We start from the raw sequence: 18757 nt of genomic DNA, 5'->3' as shown, positions 1-18757 counted from the left end.
TTCTTATTTTGCTTGTTTGTTTACTCGTTCCATAATAGTTGCTACGGGAACATTGTCTACACAACCGTTTACAAAGTTATTTCCTCCGTATACAATTTTGTTTCCGCTAATTTCTACCAATTCCACACTTTTGGTTTCTCCTGGCTCAAAACGAATGGCCGTTCCTGCAGGAATATTTAATCGGTAACCAATGCTTGCTGCCCTGTCAAATTCCAAAGCCAAATTCACATCAATAAAATTGTAGTGAGAACCTACTTGTATAGGTCTGTCTCCTGTATTTACCACATGCAACTCAATGGTTTTTCTGTTTTCGTTTAATAAGATAACACCTTCTCCAACTTTTATTGCTCCAGGATTGGCATCTATTACATTATCAATTGCTATTTTAGTTCCTGTTTTTTGTAAACCAGAACCATACAAAGCCCAATCGTTATTTAAGTTTTCATCACAAATAGGTTCGTGTACGGTAACCAACTTGGTTCCATCAGGAAAAGTTCCTTCTATTTGCACATCGTGAATCATTTTTTCTACTCCTGGCATTACATCATCACAACCTAGAATTTTTTTACCTCTATCCATTAATTCTACCACCGAAACTCCTTCTCTTATAAACTCTAATAATTGAGCTGAGATTAAGGCAATGGTTTCTGGATAATTTAACAAAATACCTCTAGCATATCTTTTTTGAGCTAAAAACCCCGCATTGTGGAGCATTAACTTATCTATTTCTTTTGGACTTAAATGCATTTGATTTTACTTTGATTGTATGTTTACGAAAGGACTATACTGATAGATAAGATCTTAACTCATCCATATTTATTTCTTTAGAAGCTCCTTCTTTAATAACTCTACCTCTATCTAAAATATAAAAATAATCGGTTAAGTATTTCGCAAAATCAAACTTTTGCTCTACTAACAAAACGGTCATCCCTTTGTCTTTTACCAACATTTTTAAGACCTCTCCAATTTCTTGAATAATAGAAGGTTGAATTCCTTCGGTTGGCTCATCTAACAACAACAAAGTAGGATCTCCGCACAATGCTCTGGCAATGGCTAATTGCTGTTGTTGTCCTCCACTTAAATTTCCACCCATACGGTTTCTAAATTCTTTTAAAATAGGGAACATGGTGTAAATTTCTTCTTCTGGAATTTGTGCTTTTTTGTTTAAACTCCCTTCTAAACCTATTTGTAAATTTTCGTAAACGGTTAGTTTTGGTAAAATTTCTCTTCCTTGTGGAACGTATCCAATTCCGTTTCTTACCCTTTTATAAGTTTGTTTTTTGTTGATGTCATTTCCTTGAAAAGAAATACTTCCTTTAGCCTCTCCCAACAATCCCATAACGGTTTTTAACGTGGTAGATTTTCCTACTCCGTTACGTCCCATAATGGTTGTAATCGTTCCTTTTTTTACCTCTAAATCTACCCCCCACAAAACTTGGCTTTCTCCATAAGATACCTCAACGTTTTGTAAAGACAATATTGTTTCTTTTGTGTTTTCCATGAATTGCATTTTTATGAATGTGCTTTTTGTTGTGCAGAATTTGCACTACCTAAATAACAATCTATCACCTCTTGATTGTTTCTTACTTCTTGAAAAGTTCCTTCTGTTAACATTTGACCACGTACCAAAACACTTACTTTTTCTATGGCAATTTGTTCCACAAACTTCATGTCGTGCTCTATTACAATTACGCTGTGTTTTTTACTTAAATCACACAATAAGTTCCCCGTTTTTTCTGCTTCTACATCAGACATTCCTGCTGCAGGTTCATCAATCAACATTAATTCAGAATCTTGTAACATGACAATGGCAATTTCTAACCATTGTTTTTTTCCGTGCGATAAACTTCCGGCAATCATAGTTAAATCATCTATCAAACCTACTTTTTCTGCCACTTCCACAATTCTATCTTTATCATAAGAAGCTAGCTTATAAAAATAAGAAGTGAATACATCTTTAGGACCATCTAATCCTAATAGCAAATTATCATAAACGGTTAATCCTGAAAAGATAGATGGTTTTTGGAATTTTCTTCCCACTCCCAACTTGGCAATTTCTACCTCTTTTCTACCTAGCAATTCTAATCCTTTAAACTTTACGCTTCCTTGTTGTGGTTTTGTTTTTCCACAAACTATATCCATAAAAGTAGATTTACCAGCACCGTTAGGACCAATAATTACTCTTAATTCGTTTTTTCTTATAGAGAAAGTATCTAGGTTTAAGGCAACCAAACCACCAAAGGATACTTTTAAATCTTTTACTTCTAACATTGCTTTTCCTTTTTATGCAGTTTTTACAAACATACTGTTCAACTTCTCTTTCATTTGATCTACCAAACCAACAATTCCTTTAGGCAAATACAATACTGTAATTACAAACAGTCCTCCTAAAATATACAACCAAGAACTTGGCAACACGGTGGTAAACACACTGTACATTAAGTTTAAAACTAAGGCTCCAACAACAGCTCCTTTTAACTTACCTCTACCTCCTAGTGCTACCCAAATAATCATTTCTATAGAAGCTTGAACATCCATTCTACCCGGAGTAATAATTCCTGTTTGTGGCATGTACAACATTCCTCCTACAGCAGCAATCATAGCACCAATCATAAAAATAGCTACACTATAATGGGTTACTTTGTATTTGGTAAAACGCATTCTAGATTCACTATCTCTAATAGCAACCAATGCTTTTCCAAATTTTGAATTGACCAAACCATGACAATACCAATAGATTAACCCTAAAGCCAATAGACTAAGAATATACAAACCAAATTTCACCGAAGTATCTCTTAAATCGAATCCTAAAAAGAATTTAAAATCTGTTAATCCATTGGTTCCTCCTAGCATGGTTTCATTTCTACTAAACAATAAAAACATAGCCAAAGCAATAGCTTGGGTAATAATGGCAAAATAAACTCCTTTGATACGTTTTCTAAAAATGAAATACCCTAAGACTCCTGCAAACACTCCTGGAACCAAAATTGATAAGACCAAAGCGTATGAAAAATTATCAAAAGGAACCCAAAAGAAAGGTAATTCTGTTACTTGATTCCAAACCATAAAACTTGGTAAAAACTGTCCTTCTGGCAAATTACTTAAGGTCATGTACATTCCCATTCCGTATGCTCCCATACAAAAAAACAAAGCTTGAGTCATACTTAAAATTCCTGTATAGCCCCATATTAAATCCACTCCTAAAGCGGCAATGGCTAAACAAAAATATCTTCCCCAAAGTGTTAGTGTATTAATTGGAACCAATCCTGTGAAATATCCTATTGGCATTAGCAAGGCAAACACCAATATAAAAATTATATATATTTTATTTTTTAACATCTTTTCTACCTTTTTAAAAATTAATCATCACTATGTCTTCCTTTGTCTGGAAACAACCCTTTAGGCTTGTACTGTAAGAAGAAGAAAATGATTAGCAATAAAATTACTTTACCATACACTGCTTCGTAAAAGAATTCAAAAACTTTAGACAGAACTCCCAATCCTAATGCAGAAATAATAGTTCCTATTAATTTACCAACCCCTCCAACAACTACTACTAAAAAGGAATCTACAATATAGGTTTGCCCCATGTTAGGTACTACGTTTCCTATTAAAGTCATAGCACAACCTGCAACACCTGCCAAACCAGAACCTAAGAAAAAGGTTAAAGAATCTATTCTTTTTACAGAAACTCCCAAACTAGCACTCATGTCTCTGTTTTGAGTTACCGCTCTAATTTTTAAACCTAATTTTGATTTGAAAAACACAAAATAAGTAAGCAATACCATTACTAATGTTAGTCCGATGATGAACAACCTGTTGTATGGCAACATTAAACCTTGAGTTACATTAATTCCTCCTGATAAAATTTCTGGACTTTTAACCGCTGTAACATCACCAAAAATGGTTCTAGCCAACTGAATTAGAATTAAACTAACTCCCCAAGTTCCTAATAAACTTTCTAGAGGTCTACTGTATAAATGACGGATGACTAATTTTTCTACCAACAATCCAAAACATCCTGAAACGACGAAGGACAAGGGTAAAGATGCCCAGAAAAATAAATCGAACCACGATTCTGGTAAAAACCCAATAAAAAATTGTTGTACACTAAAAGCTGTGTAAGCACCAATCATTACAAATTCACCGTGACTCATATTAATAACTCCTCCTAAACCATAAATAATAGAAAGCCCTAAAGCCACCAATAATAAAATACTACCTAAACTAATACCGCTAAATAAATTCTGAATAACATTGATTGTTTTTTCTCTTGATTCAATATTTTCTATTATTTTTTTAGCTCTTTCTTTTCCTTCTACATTTGTGTTTTCCTTTAATGCTACATAATCCAAAAGAGGATCTAACATATGTACATTCATGTTTTCTTCTAGCTCGCTTAGTACTTTGTTTTGTAAAGCTGCATTGTTACTATGTAACCAAATACTATAAATAGCTTCATCTGCAGCTAACAAAACCTCTTCTTCTTCTTCATTTATTTTAAGAGAAGTTAAAAAATCAACATCACTTAAAACACCTGTAGTTTTAAAACTTCTAAACGACATTTCTCGAACACTTTTATTTGGATGTACTAAGTTTACCTTTTTGGATAGTACATTAAATTTGGTTCTAATGCTTCTTGGAAAATTTACTTCTGATAGTTTTTCTTGTTGAACACTTATGGTTTCCAATTTTGGATAAACAGAATAATACAAAGTATCTCCAGGAAATTTTGTAACCGCAGTTCCTTTGTAGACAAACAACCTTTTATCTACAATAGCTGAAATTAATGGGTAGGTAGCTATATCATCATTTGTTACTAAACAAGTAGCAACTTCTTTTAATCGGGTTGCATCTTTGTGTAAAAGAACATTTACACATGTATCTAACGGTATGCTGTAAGACTCAACTTCTTGAGTCCATCCTATCACCACCATTAAAAATGCAACAAAAATGGAAATTTTATTCTTCATATTTCTTCTGTTATAATTCTCCAAAAAAGAAAAACCAATCAGCTATATATTAAAATAAACTGATTGGTTTTAACTGTTTATTTACTTAGCATACTGACTAAAAGGCTCTGGAATAACCAATCCTTTAGATTCAGAAATGATGTCAAATTGACCATCAGCTCTAATTTCACCAATCAATACTGGTTTAGATAAGTGATGATTAGATTCATGCATTTGAACTTCTCCACCTGGAACATCTAATTTTAAACCAGACAATGCTGCTATTACTTTTTCTACATCTGTACTTTGTGCTTTTTCTAAAGCAGCTTTGTATAAGTAAACTCCTGCATAAGACCAGTGAATTGGATCATCTGTAACACGATCTTTACCTCCTGGTAAACCATTCTTTTCACAGTAATTTTTAAACTTTTCTACAAACTTGTAGTTTTCTGCTGTTTTAATAGATTCATAATAATTCCACGCTGCTAAGTGTCCTACTAAAAACTCTGTATCCATCGCTCTTAATTCATCTTCTGCTACAGAAAAAGCCATAATTGGACAAGTAGTTGCAGACAATCCTTGATTTGCAAATTCTTTGTAAAAAGGAACATTACTATCTCCGTTTACTGTACTTAACACACATGCATCTCCAGAAGAAGCAAATCTTTTAATTTTAGATACAATAGTTTGGTAATCTTGATGATGAAAAGGAGTGTATTCTTCTATAATATTTTCAGCAGGAACTCCTTGAGCTAATAAGAAATTCTTTAAAATTTTGTTAGCCGTACGAGGGAATACATAATCGGTACCTATTAAATAGAATTTTTTATAGCTTCCTCCATCTTCGCTCATTAAATATTCTGCAGCAGGAATCAATTGTTGATTTGGTGTTGCTCCTGTATAAATAATGTTTGGCGACTGTTCTTGACCTTCGTACTGTACAGGGTAAAATAACAATCCTTTGTACTCTTCGTAAACAGGTAAAACAGATTTACGAGATACAGATGTCCAACATCCAAAAGTTACATCTACCTTGTCTTTAGTTAACAATTCTTTTGCTTTTTCTGCAAACAAATCCCAGTCTGATGCTGGATCTACAATTACAGGTTCTAATTTTTTTCCTAAAACTCCTCCTGCTTCGTTAATTTCATCAATAGCCATTAACACCACATCTTTTAAAGATACTTCTGAAATTGCCATGGTTCCACTTAACGAGTGTAAAATCCCAACCTTTATAGTTTCACTAGTTTCGGCAGCTTTTTCTGTGCTCTTTTCTTTTTTAGGTCCACAACTTGTAAACAGCATTGCTACAGCAAATACTGCTAGAGCTAAGAAATTTCTATTTTTAAATTTTAAATTTTTCATATGATTGTTATTTTAGTTTTCTTGTTAAAAAATAAATAATTGTACTTGTAGCCAAAGCTGACCGTATGTTTTTGTTTGATCGTTCAAACTTACATCTTGAAATGTTTTGGTTGTAGATGTATATGACAATCTTAAGTTGGTATTGTATCCATTAAACCAGTAGTTTAATCCTCCTCCTAAAACTGTTGTGGTGTTATATTTATCAAAATCACTTGTAGAAAGTGCTCCAGTTTGTTGATCTTCTGAATTCATATCTTGTTTTTCATAACGAATCCAAGGTTGTAACTTTGTGTCTTTAAAGTAATACCCTAACTCTAAATATTGAGTCCCTTGTGTAGGAATCATATCTGCAAACGTATACTTATCTGTTAAATCGTTACCTCCTGTTAAATAAGAGTACGCACCATTTAAAGTAATAGATCCTAAATCTCCAGCAGGCATATCTAAAAATACATCTCCACCAATTGCAGTATAACTACCCTGGGTATCTACACCCGCACCAATAGATAATGTTTTACCATTTCCTAAGTTGGTTCCTGAATAATAGAACGATTTGTCTTTATCAAACACGTTATATACCAATCTACCTACGGTTCTTAAAGGAGATTCATCTGTTCCTGTAAAAGAAGTTCTACCAGAAAAGAATCCTAAACGATATTCTAATTTTTCATTAGCCAAGAAACCTCTAAAATTCACCCCTAAATCACGACCTAAATTGTTTTGAAGCGGACTATCTGGATGTAAATTATACGGATATTGATAATACGTAAAATCATTAGCCATTAAACCTGCTGCACCTTGCAACCCATTTCTGTTATGAGACACTAATTGCAAACCTCCAATTACAGAAAACTGATCGCTAAAGACATGCTCGTACTGTGCGTCTAAAATCATAGGAGTTACTCTAATGCTTTTACTCCCTCCGTTATTTGCTCCATTCACAAACGTTGTCAATTCGGTTTCCATAAAGAAATTACCTTTTTTAGATAATTGAGCTCCTATTAAAACTCTACCTCTATAGACTGTAAAATCAGAACTCCATTCACTTGCATCTGGTGATGCTGGATTTCCTCCAAAAGCATATCCTTTTTGCTCAGCTCCTGCAAACATGTGGATAATTCCTCCTACATGAATAGAAGGTTTAAAGACCTCTTCTTTTTTAATGGTATCCATCAATGTTTCTTTTGGTGGATTTTGATAACTCACTGTTGAGTTCATTTTGATTGGACTTTCTGCCATAGTCACGGAAGTAGTAAAAATCCCAATTCCAATTAATAATGAGTTTAACGTTTTCATAAGTTTATAGTTAAGTGTTGATTATTTCACATACGTAAGTATAGCGCTCCGGATACGTAAATTACTTACGTATGCAAATCTATAAATTTATTGAAACCAACCGTAACTTTTTTATCAAAAAGTGATTAAAACATAAATAAAACCCATGTAAACCATATAAAAAACTGCTAAAAAACATTTACTATTACCTTTAAGTACAAATACCTAAGTAAGAGTAATATTTACTTAAAAAAAATTAAACATTAAGTACTTCTAATTTGATACAACCTCTAAAACATCCTTATAAATAAATTTTAATCAAAAAATAAAGAACAAAAAAAAAGCCCAATCATTACGATTGGGCTTTTTACATTTTATAAAAAAGCTACTTTAAAGCATCTGCTTTTTCTTTTTGCTCTGTTGCATTGTACAAGTTAATCAATGCTCCTTTAATACCATCAGAAGGTTTTAATGCATAAGCTTTTTCAAATGCAGGTATTGCGTTTAAATACATTGCATTTAACTTCTCACTAATTTCAGTATGCTTTTTTCTATTCTTAAGATTTTTATTTAATTCATCTACAATTGCTTGTTCTTCCGACATAATTAACAAACCTTTATTAATATATGCTCCTGCATAAGTTGAATCAACCTCAATAGCTTTATCATACGCTTTAATAGCCTCTTCTTTACTTCCTAACTCTTGATTTACAATTCCCAAGTTAATCCATAAATCTCTACTCTCTGGCTTTAATTCAGATAAGTCTTCTAAAGCAGCTATATAAGCTTTTTTATCTCCTGTCTTAAAAACAATAGTTGAGTAATCTTCTACAAATTTAACTTCTCCAGGAAATTCTTTTTTTGCTTGATTTAATAAAGCCAAAGATTTTTGATCCTCTCCTTTTTTATCGTAAGCGCTTACCAAAACATTATAATAATCAATTCTTGTTTTAGGATCAATTTTTACATCTTTAGGATTGTTGTGTGTGTTTTGTTTCACAGCTTTGTCTCTCTCAGACTTCTTAAAAAACTCATCCTCTCTTTTAGTATACTTATTAGTTGCATTGTAAGAGAATTTATCTTTATCTAACTTTAATAACTTTTCAGTAATCTCAGCCACCTTATCTCTGTTTTTAGCATTCTGATAACTATACAAAGTAAGTACCATTAAATCTCTACGTTCAGGATAAATTTTAGAATAGGCTTCATAGGTACTTCCTGCACTATTAAAATTATTTTTAGCCAACGCACTTGCTATAGTTGTAAAGTAATGGTCATTAATAATTTTTAAATAACTAAGAGACTTATCAGAGTATTTTGCCTTCTCTACCCCCAGTTCTACATCTAAAACCTTGTTAAAAAATTTAGCTGCGTTTGGAAAATTCTTTTTGTTTTGCTTTCCAAAAGCATTTTTTCCATAAAGGAAATACAAATAAGATTCAAACTCTGTTCCTTTTGCCTGATCTTCAACAGCTTTTAAAGCTTTGTAAGCATCATTATACTTAGCTGAGTTTATTAATTTCTCTGCCTTTTTTAATTCCTTTTTTTGTGCCAAAGCAGAAAAAGAAACCGCAAGCCCTAAGGCAATTGTTAATACTCTTTTCATCTATTATTTATTTATTCTTGGTTAGTTTCAGTAATATCTTCAGCAGCACTTTCAATAACATCTCCAGTTTCTACATCGTCTTCTACCTCTTCATCATCCTTCATCACTTTAGCTACAGCCGCAATAGAATCATTATCGTTAATATTAATTAACTTAACTCCTTGAGTTGCTCTACCCATTACACGTAGTTGCTCTACATCCATACGAATTGTGATTCCTGATTTGTTAATAATCATTAAATCATCTTCGTTTGTTACATTCTTAATAGCAACTAACTGTCCTGTTTTTTCAGAAATATTTAAAGTTTTAACCCCTTTACCACCTCTGTTTGTTATACGATAATCTTCTAAACTAGATCGTTTACCATATCCTCTTTCAGAAACAACTAAAATGTCACTTTCCATATCATCTACAGCAATCATACCAACAACTTCATCATTCTCATCTGCAAGTGTAATTCCTCTTACTCCAGATGCAGTTCTACCCATTGGTCTTGTTTTCTCTTCTTCAAAACGAATGGTTTTACCAGACTTAACTGCCAACATTACCTGACTAGTTCCGTTGGTTAATTTAGCTTCTAACAGTTCATCATCATCTTTAATGGTAATGGCTTGAACTCCGTTTGTTCTAGGTCTAGAATATTGCTCTAAAGAAGTCTTTTTAACCTGACCTTTTTTAGTAGCCATAATCACATAGTGACTATTAATGTATTCTTCGTCTTTCAAATCTTGAGTTACTAAGAAAGCTTTTACTTTATCATCATTTTCTATGTTGATTAAGTTTTGTAGTGCTCTACCTTTAGAAACCTTAGTTCCTTCTGGAATTTCGTACACACGCATCCAGAATACTTTTCCTTTTTGCGTAAAAAACATCATATATTGATGGTTGGTTCCAACAAATAAGTGCTCTAAGAAATCTTCATTTCTAGTTGCGACTCCTTTTTGACCTTTTCCACCTCTGTTTTGTGTTTTGTATTCAGACAACGGAGTACGTTTAACGTATCCTGCATGAGAAATAGTTACTACTACTTTAGAATCAGGAATCATATCCTCAATTCTCATATCTCCACCTGCATACTCAATTACAGAACGTCTTTCATCACCATATTTTTCTTTTATAGCTAATAATTCGTTCTTAATAATCTCCATTCTTCTTGGCTCATTTGCCAAAATATCCTTTAAATCTGTAATCAACAACATAATTTCGTCATACTCAGAACGCAATTTATCTTGCTCTAGTCCTGTTAACTGACGTAAACGCATTTCTACAATAGCCTTTGCTTGAATTTCTGTTAATTCAAAACGAGCCATTAATTTTTCACGAGCTTCATCACCGTTTTTAGAACCTCTAATAATAGCAATTACTTCATCAATATTATCTGATGCAATAATTAATCCTTCTAAAATATGAGCTCTAGCTTCTGCTTTCTTTAAATCAAACTCTGTTCTACGAGTTACAACTTCATGTCTATGCTCAACAAAATGATGAATTAAATCTTTTAAGTTTAACATTTCTGGTCTTCCTTTTACCAAAGCAATGTTGTTTACACTAAAAGAAGTTTGTAAAGAAGTGTATTTGTATAATTTGTTTAAAACAATATTTGGAATAGCATCTTTCTTTAAAATATACACAACTCTCATTCCCTTACGGTCAGATTCATCACGAATATTAGCAATTCCTTCTAATTTTTTCTCGTTAACTAACTCAGCAGTTTTCTTAATCATTTCTGCTTTGTTCACCAAATAAGGAATTTCGGTAACAATAATACAATCTCTACCTTTTACTTCTTCAAAAGTAGCTTTTGCACGCATTACAATTTTTCCTCTACCTGTATGAAAAGCATCTTTTACACCTTCATACCCGTAAATAGTTCCTCCTGTAGGAAAATCTGGTGCTTTGATGTATTCCATCAAACCATCAATATCAATATCTCTATTTTCTATATAAGCAGTAATACCACTAATTACCTCTGTTAAGTTATGAGGTGCCATGTTAGTAGCCATACCTACTGCAATACCAGAAGCTCCGTTTACCAATAAGTTTGGAATACGGGTTGGTAAAACAGTTGGTTCGTTTAAAGTATCATCAAAGTTTAATCTATAATCAATAGTCTCCTTTTCAATATCTGACAACATTTCTTCAGATATTTTCTGCATACGTACCTCCGTATAACGCATTGCTGCCGGACTATCACCATCTACAGAACCAAAGTTCCCCTGACCGTCAACCATCATATAACGCACACTCCAATCTTGAGCCATACGTACCATGGAATCATATACTGATGTATCTCCGTGTGGGTGATACTTTCCTAATACTTCTCCTACGACTCTTGCAGACTTTTTATAAGATCCGGTAGATTTAATACCCAACTCATGCATACCAAAAAGCACACGTCTATGTACAGGCTTTAATCCATCTCTAACATCTGGCAAGGCACGTGACACAATTACAGACATTGAGTAATCAATATAAGCAGATTTCATCTGCTCTTCTATATTAATCGGAATCAGCTTTTCTCCTTCAATCATGTATATTATTCTTAAGTTATATTTATATTATCAACATAGCAATTTACATCTTTTCATCGATTTCACAAGCGCTACAGCTTTGTAATTTAGGCATAAGTTATCAACATACAAAACTGCAGAAGCACTTTATTCGTATATGTTTTAACAACATATTTAACAACTAAAGCGCTGAAAAACAAATAATTGAAAACAAGACAAAATGACTACCCCCAACAATGGCAGGTTATTTGTAATTTATGTAAAAAAAATCTACTAAATTTACGTAGAACCTAATCTTAAAACGAGAGCATATGGATGATAATTTCTCACAAGAAGTAAAAGATGTGATTGGTTTCAGTAAGGAAGAGGCTATCAGACTAGGTCATGACTTTATTGGTACAGAGCACTTAGTGCTTGGTATTATTAGAAATCAAGCTAGCAAAGCAAACGACATGCTTATTGCATTAGATGTAAATCTTGAGTATTTAAAACACAAGGTAGAAACTTTACATCCTATTTCTAGCTTACCAGTCCCTGCAGGAGAAAGAAAAAATCTTCACCTGACCAAACAAGCAGAAAAAGCTTTAAAATCAACATTTTTAGAAGCTAGATTATACAATAGTACTACGGTAGATACTGCCTTATTATTGTTGTGTATTTTACGAAACGATAACGACCCAATTACTAAAATTTTGGATAAACTACACATTACGTACAACGATGTAAAATCGTTATACAAGCAATTAAGTCAGGGTGATGAAGGGGAAGAAGAAATAGAAGATACTTTTGAACAACCTACCAACGAAAGTTCTCAGGATTTTTCTGGAGGAAATACAGGTTCTTTTGAAAGAAGTCAACCATCATCAGGAAATCAAAATAAAAAATCTAAAACTCCTGTTTTAGATAATTTTGGTCGCGATTTAACCTTTTTAGCAGAAGCTGACAAATTAGATCCTGTTGTAGGACGTAATGAAGAAATAGAACGTGTTTCTCAAATTTTAAGTAGACGTAAAAAAAACAATCCAATGTTAATTGGAGAGCCTGGAGTTGGTAAATCTGCCATTGCAGAAGGATTAGCTTTAAGAATTGTTCAGCGTAAAGTTTCTAGAATTTTATTCAACAAAAGAGTTGTATCGTTAGATTTAGCAAGTTTAGTTGCTGGCACAAAATACCGTGGTCAGTTTGAAGAGCGCATGAAAGCTTTGATGAACGAACTAGAAAAAAACGAAGATATTATTTTGTTTATTGATGAAATTCACACCATTGTAGGTGCAGGAGGAGCTACAGGCTCTTTAGATGCATCTAACATGTTAAAACCTGCTTTGGCTAGAGGTGAAATTCAATGTATTGGTGCCACTACCTTAGATGAATATCGTCAAAATATTGAAAAAGATGGAGCCTTAGAAAGACGTTTCCAAAAAGTAATTGTGGAACCTACTTCTGAAGAAGAAACCATTCAAATATTACACAATATTAAAGGTAAGTATGAAGATCATCACAACGTTACGTTTACAGACGAAGCTATTGTAGCCTGTGTTAGATTAACGAACCGTTACATGACAGATCGTTTTTTACCAGACAAAGCAATTGATGCTTTGGATGAAGCTGGATCTAGAATTCACATTACAAACATTGTAGTTCCTAAGCAGATTATTAAGTTAGAAGCGGAACTTGAAAAAATTAAAAAAGAGAAAACAAAAGCTGTAAACGGTCAAAAATACGAAGAAGCTGCTAAATTACGTGACGACGAAAAAAACTTAGAATCAGCATTAGCTTCTGCACAACAGCAATGGGAAGAAGCCGCTAAAGCAAATAGAGAAACGGTTACCGAAGATAATGTTGCAGAAGTAGTTTCTATGATGACTGGAATTCCAGTAAACAGAGTTGCAGAAGCAGAAAGTAACAAGCTAAAAGATTTACCTGCTACTATTAAAGGAAAAGTAATTGGTCAAGATGAAGCGGTTGCTAAAGTTATTAAAGCTATTCAGCGTAACAGAGTTGGTTTAAAAGATCCTAACAAGCCTATTGGTTCATTTATCTTTTTAGGACAAACAGGGGTTGGTAAAACACAGCTAGCTAAAATATTGGCTACAGAAATGTTTGATTCTGACGATGCGTTAATTCGTATTGACATGAGTGAATACATGGAAAAGTTTGCTATTTCTAGATTGGTAGGAGCACCTCCTGGTTATGTTGGTTATGAAGAAGGTGGACAGTTAACAGAAAAAGTTAGAAGAAAACCTTATTCTATTATTTTATTAGATGAGATTGAAAAAGCACATCCTGATGTTTTTAACATGTTGTTACAAATTTTAGATGATGGATATGTGACCGATAGTTTAGGTAGAAAAATTGATTTTAGAAATACCATCATTATCATGACTTCTAACATTGGTGCTCGTCAAGTAAAAGACTTTGGTGCAGGTGTTGGTTTTGGTACAGCTTCTAAAAAAGCACAAACCAATGACCATATTAAAAGTGTGATTGAAGGTGCTTTAAAGAAATCTTTTGCTCCTGAATTCTTAAACAGAATTGATGATGTAATTTTATTCAATGCTTTAGAAAGAGAGGATATTCATAAAATTATTGATATTGAGTTGGCTAAATTAACCAATCGTATTAAAGGATTAGGATATACTTTAGCGCTAAGCGATGAAGCCAAAGATTATATAGCAGACAAAGGATTTGATAAAAAGTACGGAGCAAGACCTTTAAAAAGAGCTATTCAAAAGTATATTGAAGATGCCTTAGCCGAAGAAATTGTAAATACAAACCTAACCGATGGTGATACCATTCATATGGATTTGGATAAAGAAAAACAAGAATTGACCATTAGAATAGATCATAAAGAAAATTCTGAAATCAAAGAATAAATAAAAAAAGGATGAACTTTTAAAAGTTCATCCTTTTTTTATGCTATAATGTCTCTTAATTTCACTCCTGCTTTGTCCAAAAACGGAAGCTCAACTATTTCTGTTTTAAAATTAGTTAATTGCTCTTTTTGATCAGTTGTAAGCAAACCATTTGTCTGTTTACTCATCAACAATACCTTTTCAACAAATTTTATATTCAATACACCTTTTTCAACCTGATCTTTAGTAACTGTAATTACTTTTATTTGATTAGATTTTAACAACGAGAATAAATCTTTTTTTGTCTTTTTATCTCTTATAAATTCTAAACAAATCAACAAAGTATCCTCTACAAACAAAGCAACATCACTTGTTAATAACTCATTGGATAACTCAAAACTAAAAGGAGTAAACTCAAAATCTTCACAATATTCTTCAAACAAAGATTCATCAGTAAGTTCATTAATTCCACACAAAGCAATTTCGGATGCTAAATGACTCACTAAACTATTCTGTCCATAAAAATAAACTTCTTCCTCTGCAGCTTCCGTATAATCAATTACCTCTTTATTTTTAGCTGCTAATACAATATCAATACACTCATAAAATTGTGATATATTTTTTAAAGGAGATACAGCAATAGTTTCTACATTTTCAAAAAACAAACTAGACAAACTAAAAGGCTGTACACCTCCTAAATTAACCACTTTAAAAGTTGCTGTTTTTGTTAAAGCATTAAACTCTCTTTGCAATAATTCTTTCTGAGCATTGGGTAAATAACCCAAATTACCAAAAGACCACTCTCTAAAGTCTATTAATACCATCTTATATTTTTTTAATTACATAGGTTACAATTCCCCAAATTACCAATTCTTGATCTTCTTCTACTTTTATTTCAGAAAACTGCTTATTTTCAGGCACCAAAAAAACACCCTCTTTAGTTACCTTTAATCGTTTTACAGTAAACTCTCCATCTAACATACAAACTGCTACTTTACCATCTTGAGGCTCCAAACTTCTATCAACCACTAACAAATCTCCATTTGCCATTCCGGCATCTTGCATAGAATCTCCATCAACTTTGGCAAAAAACGTAGCCGTTTCATTCTTTATCAACTCTTTGTCTAAAGAAATTCGCTTTCCTTCAAAATCTGCAGCTGGAGATGGAAATCCGGCTTTTATTCCCTCCTCAATAAAAGGAAGTTTTACAAAAACTCCTTTTTCATATCTATAAAACGTTAAATTCATCATCTACAGTTTACGGTAATAATATCACTCAATTTTGTTGTGTAATTAGGCGATAAATGCTCTTGCCTCATTTTCCAAGTTTTTGCAATATCTTGATTTGCCAACTTTAATTTTCCTTTCCCTAATTTTTCATTCAAAGCATCCATAGTATGCATCAATAATTGATGTTTCGGATTTTCATCTGCAAACATTCTTGTTTGATGACTCGTATTATTTGTAATAGAAACCAATACAACTCCTCCTTTTTTATAAGAACAATCATTTCTATAAATCTCTCTTAATTTTTGTAAAACCATTTTAGTAATAGTAATACTAGAACTGGTTGCAAAACCAAAAGGAACCATAGCTCCCAATTTTACATACTCCTTACCAAACCTGTTAGATTGTAAAAAAAGATAAGCAGCAGCACACTCTCCTTGCTGTTTACGTAACTTTTCGGCAGCACTGTTGGCAAAGGTAGCTATACGTTCTTCTATTTCATTTAAATCAGACAACACATTTGGAAAACTACGGGTTACCGCAATCATTTTTCTATCCTCATCCAATCCTTTTTCCAAACAAATTGTTGGCTTTCCCTCCAAATCGTGTTTCAATCGCAAACCCACTACAGAAAACCTAGAACGAACCAACGTATCCGTTAATAAAGTATAACCATAAGCTTTATAAATTCCCATGGCTTGTAATTGTTTTCCCAATCTTCTACCAATTCCCCAAACATCTCCAATATTAGTCCACTTTAAAGCCTTTATCCGTTGCTCTTCCGTTCCTATACAATACACACTTTTTGTCTGTACAGGGTATATTTTTACAATATTGTTTGCAATTTTTGCCAAAGCTTTACTCTTTGCAATTCCTACACTAACTGGTAAACCCAACTGACGTAAAATTTCTTGCTGAATTTTATGTCCTATCAACTCTGCTTCTTCAAACGTTTTATTGTTCAACTTAAAAAAAGCCTCATCAATAGAATAAGGTTCCAACTCATCAACATATTTATTAACAATAGTCATCACTCTAGAACTCATATCTCCATACAAAGCGTAATTAGATGAAAACACATGAACTCCATGCTGCTTAAATTTTTGCTGATATTTAAACGCAACAGCCCCCATAGGAATATCCTTAAACTGTTTTACCTCACTACTACGCGCAATTACACAACCATCGTTGTTAGACAAAACCACAATAGGTTTTCCTTTTAATTCTGGTCTAAAAGCACGTTCGCACGATGCATAAAAACTATTACAATCTACAATTCCATACATCTTGTAAAAGTAAATCAAAACTATGTAATCATCATGCATTATATTTAACTCAAAATTAAGTTTATGAAGTTTACAAACACAAATTCACTTCCCAAAATACCAACAAGTCATCATACTGATATTCTTAAAAAAGTATTTATTCATAAAGAAAGCATCCCAAACCTTATGATGTTTGGCTCAGCAACCTTTAAACCTAGTCAAAAAGTAACTGCTCATCAGCACAACACCATGTACGAAGTCTTTTACATTCAAAAAGGTACTATAGATTTCATTATTAATAACAAAAAAGTCACCGCAACCGTAGGAGATTGCATCACCATAGAACCTAAAGAAATACACGAACAGCAAAATAACTATAAAGAAGATGTAGAAGTAATCTATTTTGGAATCGCTGTTGATTCTTAATTTTGGGGCATTCCCCTAAAGGGTCGTGCTTTCCTTACTCGCTTTTTAAATGCCAAACTCCTTTTAGCATTTAAAAGAGCTCAAACAGGCCAGTCAATCACTAATGCAAAAAAACTTATACCATGCAATTCGGAAAAGTTCCCAATCCAGAAACTATAAATTTTTATCTTCCAAAAGACCATCCAAATACACAAAATGTGTTTGATACATCCTATCTAGGTAAAACTGAATTTTCTATAGGTTGTGCCAAATGGAATAAACAAGATTTAAAAGGATTCTACCCCAAAGGAACCAAAGACGAATTAGCATATTACAGTTCACAATTCAACAGCATAGAACTTAATGCAACTTTCTACAACTTATATCCACAAGAACAATTTATAAAATGGGCTAAAAAAACACCTAAAAATTTTAAGTTCTATCCTAAACTAACACAAGACATATCACACTACAATCGCTTAGATTCAAAAGCATACCCAATTACAGAAGCTTTTCTAAATAATGCCGTTGTCTTAAAAAACAAACTAGGAGCTATTTTTCTTCAAATGCATCAAGATTTTAGCCCTACAGAATTTAATTATTTAGAAGATTTTATAAGTAGTTGGCCTACAACAATTCCTTTAGCTGTAGAACTTCGTCATACAGATTGGTTTAACAACCCTAATCATGCAAAAAAATTATACCATTTGTATACTCAAAATAACATCAGTAACATTATAACAGATACTGCAGGAAGAAGAGATTTACTACACATGAGTCTAACCAATCAAAATGTATTTATTCGCTTTGTAGGAGCTAATCATCCTTCAGATTATAAAAGATTAGATAGTTGGATAGAACGAATAGAAACATGGGCAAATAACGGAATAAAATCCATAGCCTTTTTTATTCATCAAAATATAGAAATTGAATCTGTATTACTTTCTGCTTACTTTATCAAAAAGCTCAATACAAAATTAAAACTCAACTTAAAAGTTCCTCAAACCATTCAAGATATTCAAAATCTACAGCAAACTTTATTCTAAAGTATTTTAATTAGCTCCTATTTCATAAATCATAATCTAACTTATGTAATTTCATTAGGTAATAACTTAAAACAATTCAATTACTTTTAGTAATCTTTAAGATACAACCTAAGGTCATCGAGCGAAGTCGATATATATACTCACTTATATAGTAACATATTTAACACAGAACCCAAACAATATAAATTTATAACTCTCCTAACAACCAATTATCACTCTAAGATCATCGAGCTGAGTCGAGATGTATGCTCGCT

Annotated in this window: 15 protein-coding genes; 3 read left to right on the top strand and 12 right to left on the bottom strand. The window is 32.6% G+C overall.

The features are described 5' to 3' along the window. Nucleotides 1–3: 3 nt before the first annotated feature. The 9 genes from ureA to gyrA all read right to left on the bottom strand — a co-directional run bounded on the left by ureA (nt 4) and on the right by gyrA (nt 11729). Nucleotides 4–747 (bottom strand): urease subunit gamma, encoded by a 744-nt coding sequence (gene ureA, locus GGR97_RS11005; protein WP_167898573.1) that lies wholly within the window; start codon nt 745–747, stop codon nt 4–6. A gap of 34 nt (nt 748–781) precedes the next feature. Next, on the bottom strand, nt 782–1501 hold the full coding sequence (urtE, locus tag GGR97_RS11000; protein ID WP_209272364.1) for an urea ABC transporter ATP-binding subunit UrtE: 720 nt from the start codon (nt 1499–1501) through the stop codon (nt 782–784). An 11-nt stretch (nt 1502–1512) separates the two neighbouring features. Then, entirely contained in the window at nt 1513–2271 is a 759-nt protein-coding gene (gene urtD, locus GGR97_RS10995) for an urea ABC transporter ATP-binding protein UrtD (protein ID WP_167898572.1), read from the bottom strand. A 12-nt stretch (nt 2272–2283) separates the two neighbouring features. Further along, complete coding sequence (gene urtC, locus GGR97_RS10990) at nt 2284–3339, bottom strand: urea ABC transporter permease subunit UrtC (protein WP_167898571.1); 1056 nt, start codon at nt 3337–3339, stop codon at nt 2284–2286. 20 nt (nt 3340–3359) lie between these two features. After that, entirely contained in the window at nt 3360–4973 is a 1614-nt protein-coding gene (urtB, locus tag GGR97_RS15260; RefSeq protein WP_209272363.1) for an urea ABC transporter permease subunit UrtB, read from the bottom strand. 81 nt (nt 4974–5054) lie between these two features. Then, complete coding sequence (urtA, locus tag GGR97_RS10980; RefSeq protein WP_209272362.1) at nt 5055–6317, bottom strand: urea ABC transporter substrate-binding protein; 1263 nt, start codon at nt 6315–6317, stop codon at nt 5055–5057. Between the two features lie 24 nt (nt 6318–6341). Then, complete coding sequence (locus GGR97_RS10975; protein WP_167898570.1) at nt 6342–7613, bottom strand: hypothetical protein; 1272 nt, start codon at nt 7611–7613, stop codon at nt 6342–6344. A 364-nt stretch (nt 7614–7977) separates the two neighbouring features. Next, the gene (locus GGR97_RS10970; protein WP_167898569.1) at nt 7978–9198 is read right to left on the bottom strand and encodes a tetratricopeptide repeat protein; all 1221 of its coding nucleotides are present in this window, start codon (nt 9196–9198) and stop codon (nt 7978–7980) included. A gap of 11 nt (nt 9199–9209) precedes the next feature. Beyond that, nucleotides 9210–11729 (bottom strand): DNA gyrase subunit A, encoded by a 2520-nt coding sequence (gene gyrA, locus GGR97_RS10965; protein ID WP_167898568.1) that lies wholly within the window; start codon nt 11727–11729, stop codon nt 9210–9212. 290 nt (nt 11730–12019) lie between these two features. Here gyrA and GGR97_RS10960 point away from each other — a divergent pair, with 290 nt between their 5' ends. Beyond that, complete coding sequence (locus GGR97_RS10960; protein WP_167898567.1) at nt 12020–14581, top strand: ATP-dependent Clp protease ATP-binding subunit; 2562 nt, start codon at nt 12020–12022, stop codon at nt 14579–14581. 38 nt (nt 14582–14619) lie between these two features. Here GGR97_RS10960 and GGR97_RS10955 read toward each other — a convergent pair whose 3' ends face one another. Genes GGR97_RS10955 through GGR97_RS10945 form a run of 3 tightly spaced genes read right to left on the bottom strand, consistent with a single transcriptional unit; the run spans nt 14620 to nt 17073 of the window. Further along, complete coding sequence (locus GGR97_RS10955; RefSeq protein WP_167898566.1) at nt 14620–15384, bottom strand: arginine deiminase-related protein; 765 nt, start codon at nt 15382–15384, stop codon at nt 14620–14622. Between the two features lies 1 nt (nt 15385). After that, nucleotides 15386–15808, bottom strand: a complete 423-nt coding sequence (locus GGR97_RS10950; RefSeq protein WP_167898565.1) for a LexA family protein — start codon at nt 15806–15808, stop codon at nt 15386–15388. Further along, a complete protein-coding gene (locus tag GGR97_RS10945) occupies nt 15808–17073 on the bottom strand; it encodes a Y-family DNA polymerase (protein ID WP_167898564.1) in 1266 nt (421 codons plus the stop codon). Before GGR97_RS10945 ends, GGR97_RS10950 begins: the two co-directional genes overlap by 1 nt. A gap of 63 nt (nt 17074–17136) precedes the next feature. On the opposite strand from GGR97_RS10945, the gene GGR97_RS10940 reads away from it, so the two are divergent. Both GGR97_RS10940 and GGR97_RS10935 read left to right on the top strand, forming a co-directional pair. Further along, complete coding sequence (locus GGR97_RS10940; RefSeq protein WP_167898563.1) at nt 17137–17478, top strand: cupin domain-containing protein; 342 nt, start codon at nt 17137–17139, stop codon at nt 17476–17478. 122 nt (nt 17479–17600) lie between these two features. Further along, nucleotides 17601–18503, top strand: a complete 903-nt coding sequence (locus tag GGR97_RS10935; RefSeq protein WP_167898562.1) for a DUF72 domain-containing protein — start codon at nt 17601–17603, stop codon at nt 18501–18503. Nucleotides 18504–18757 lie beyond the last annotated feature (254 nt).

This window comes from Wenyingzhuangia aestuarii (genome assembly GCF_011927765.1).
GTDB lineage: Bacteria > Bacteroidota > Bacteroidia > Flavobacteriales > Flavobacteriaceae > Wenyingzhuangia > Wenyingzhuangia aestuarii.
The sequence above is the reverse complement of the archived record's forward strand: the minus strand, read 5'-3'. Positions and strand labels throughout refer to the sequence as shown.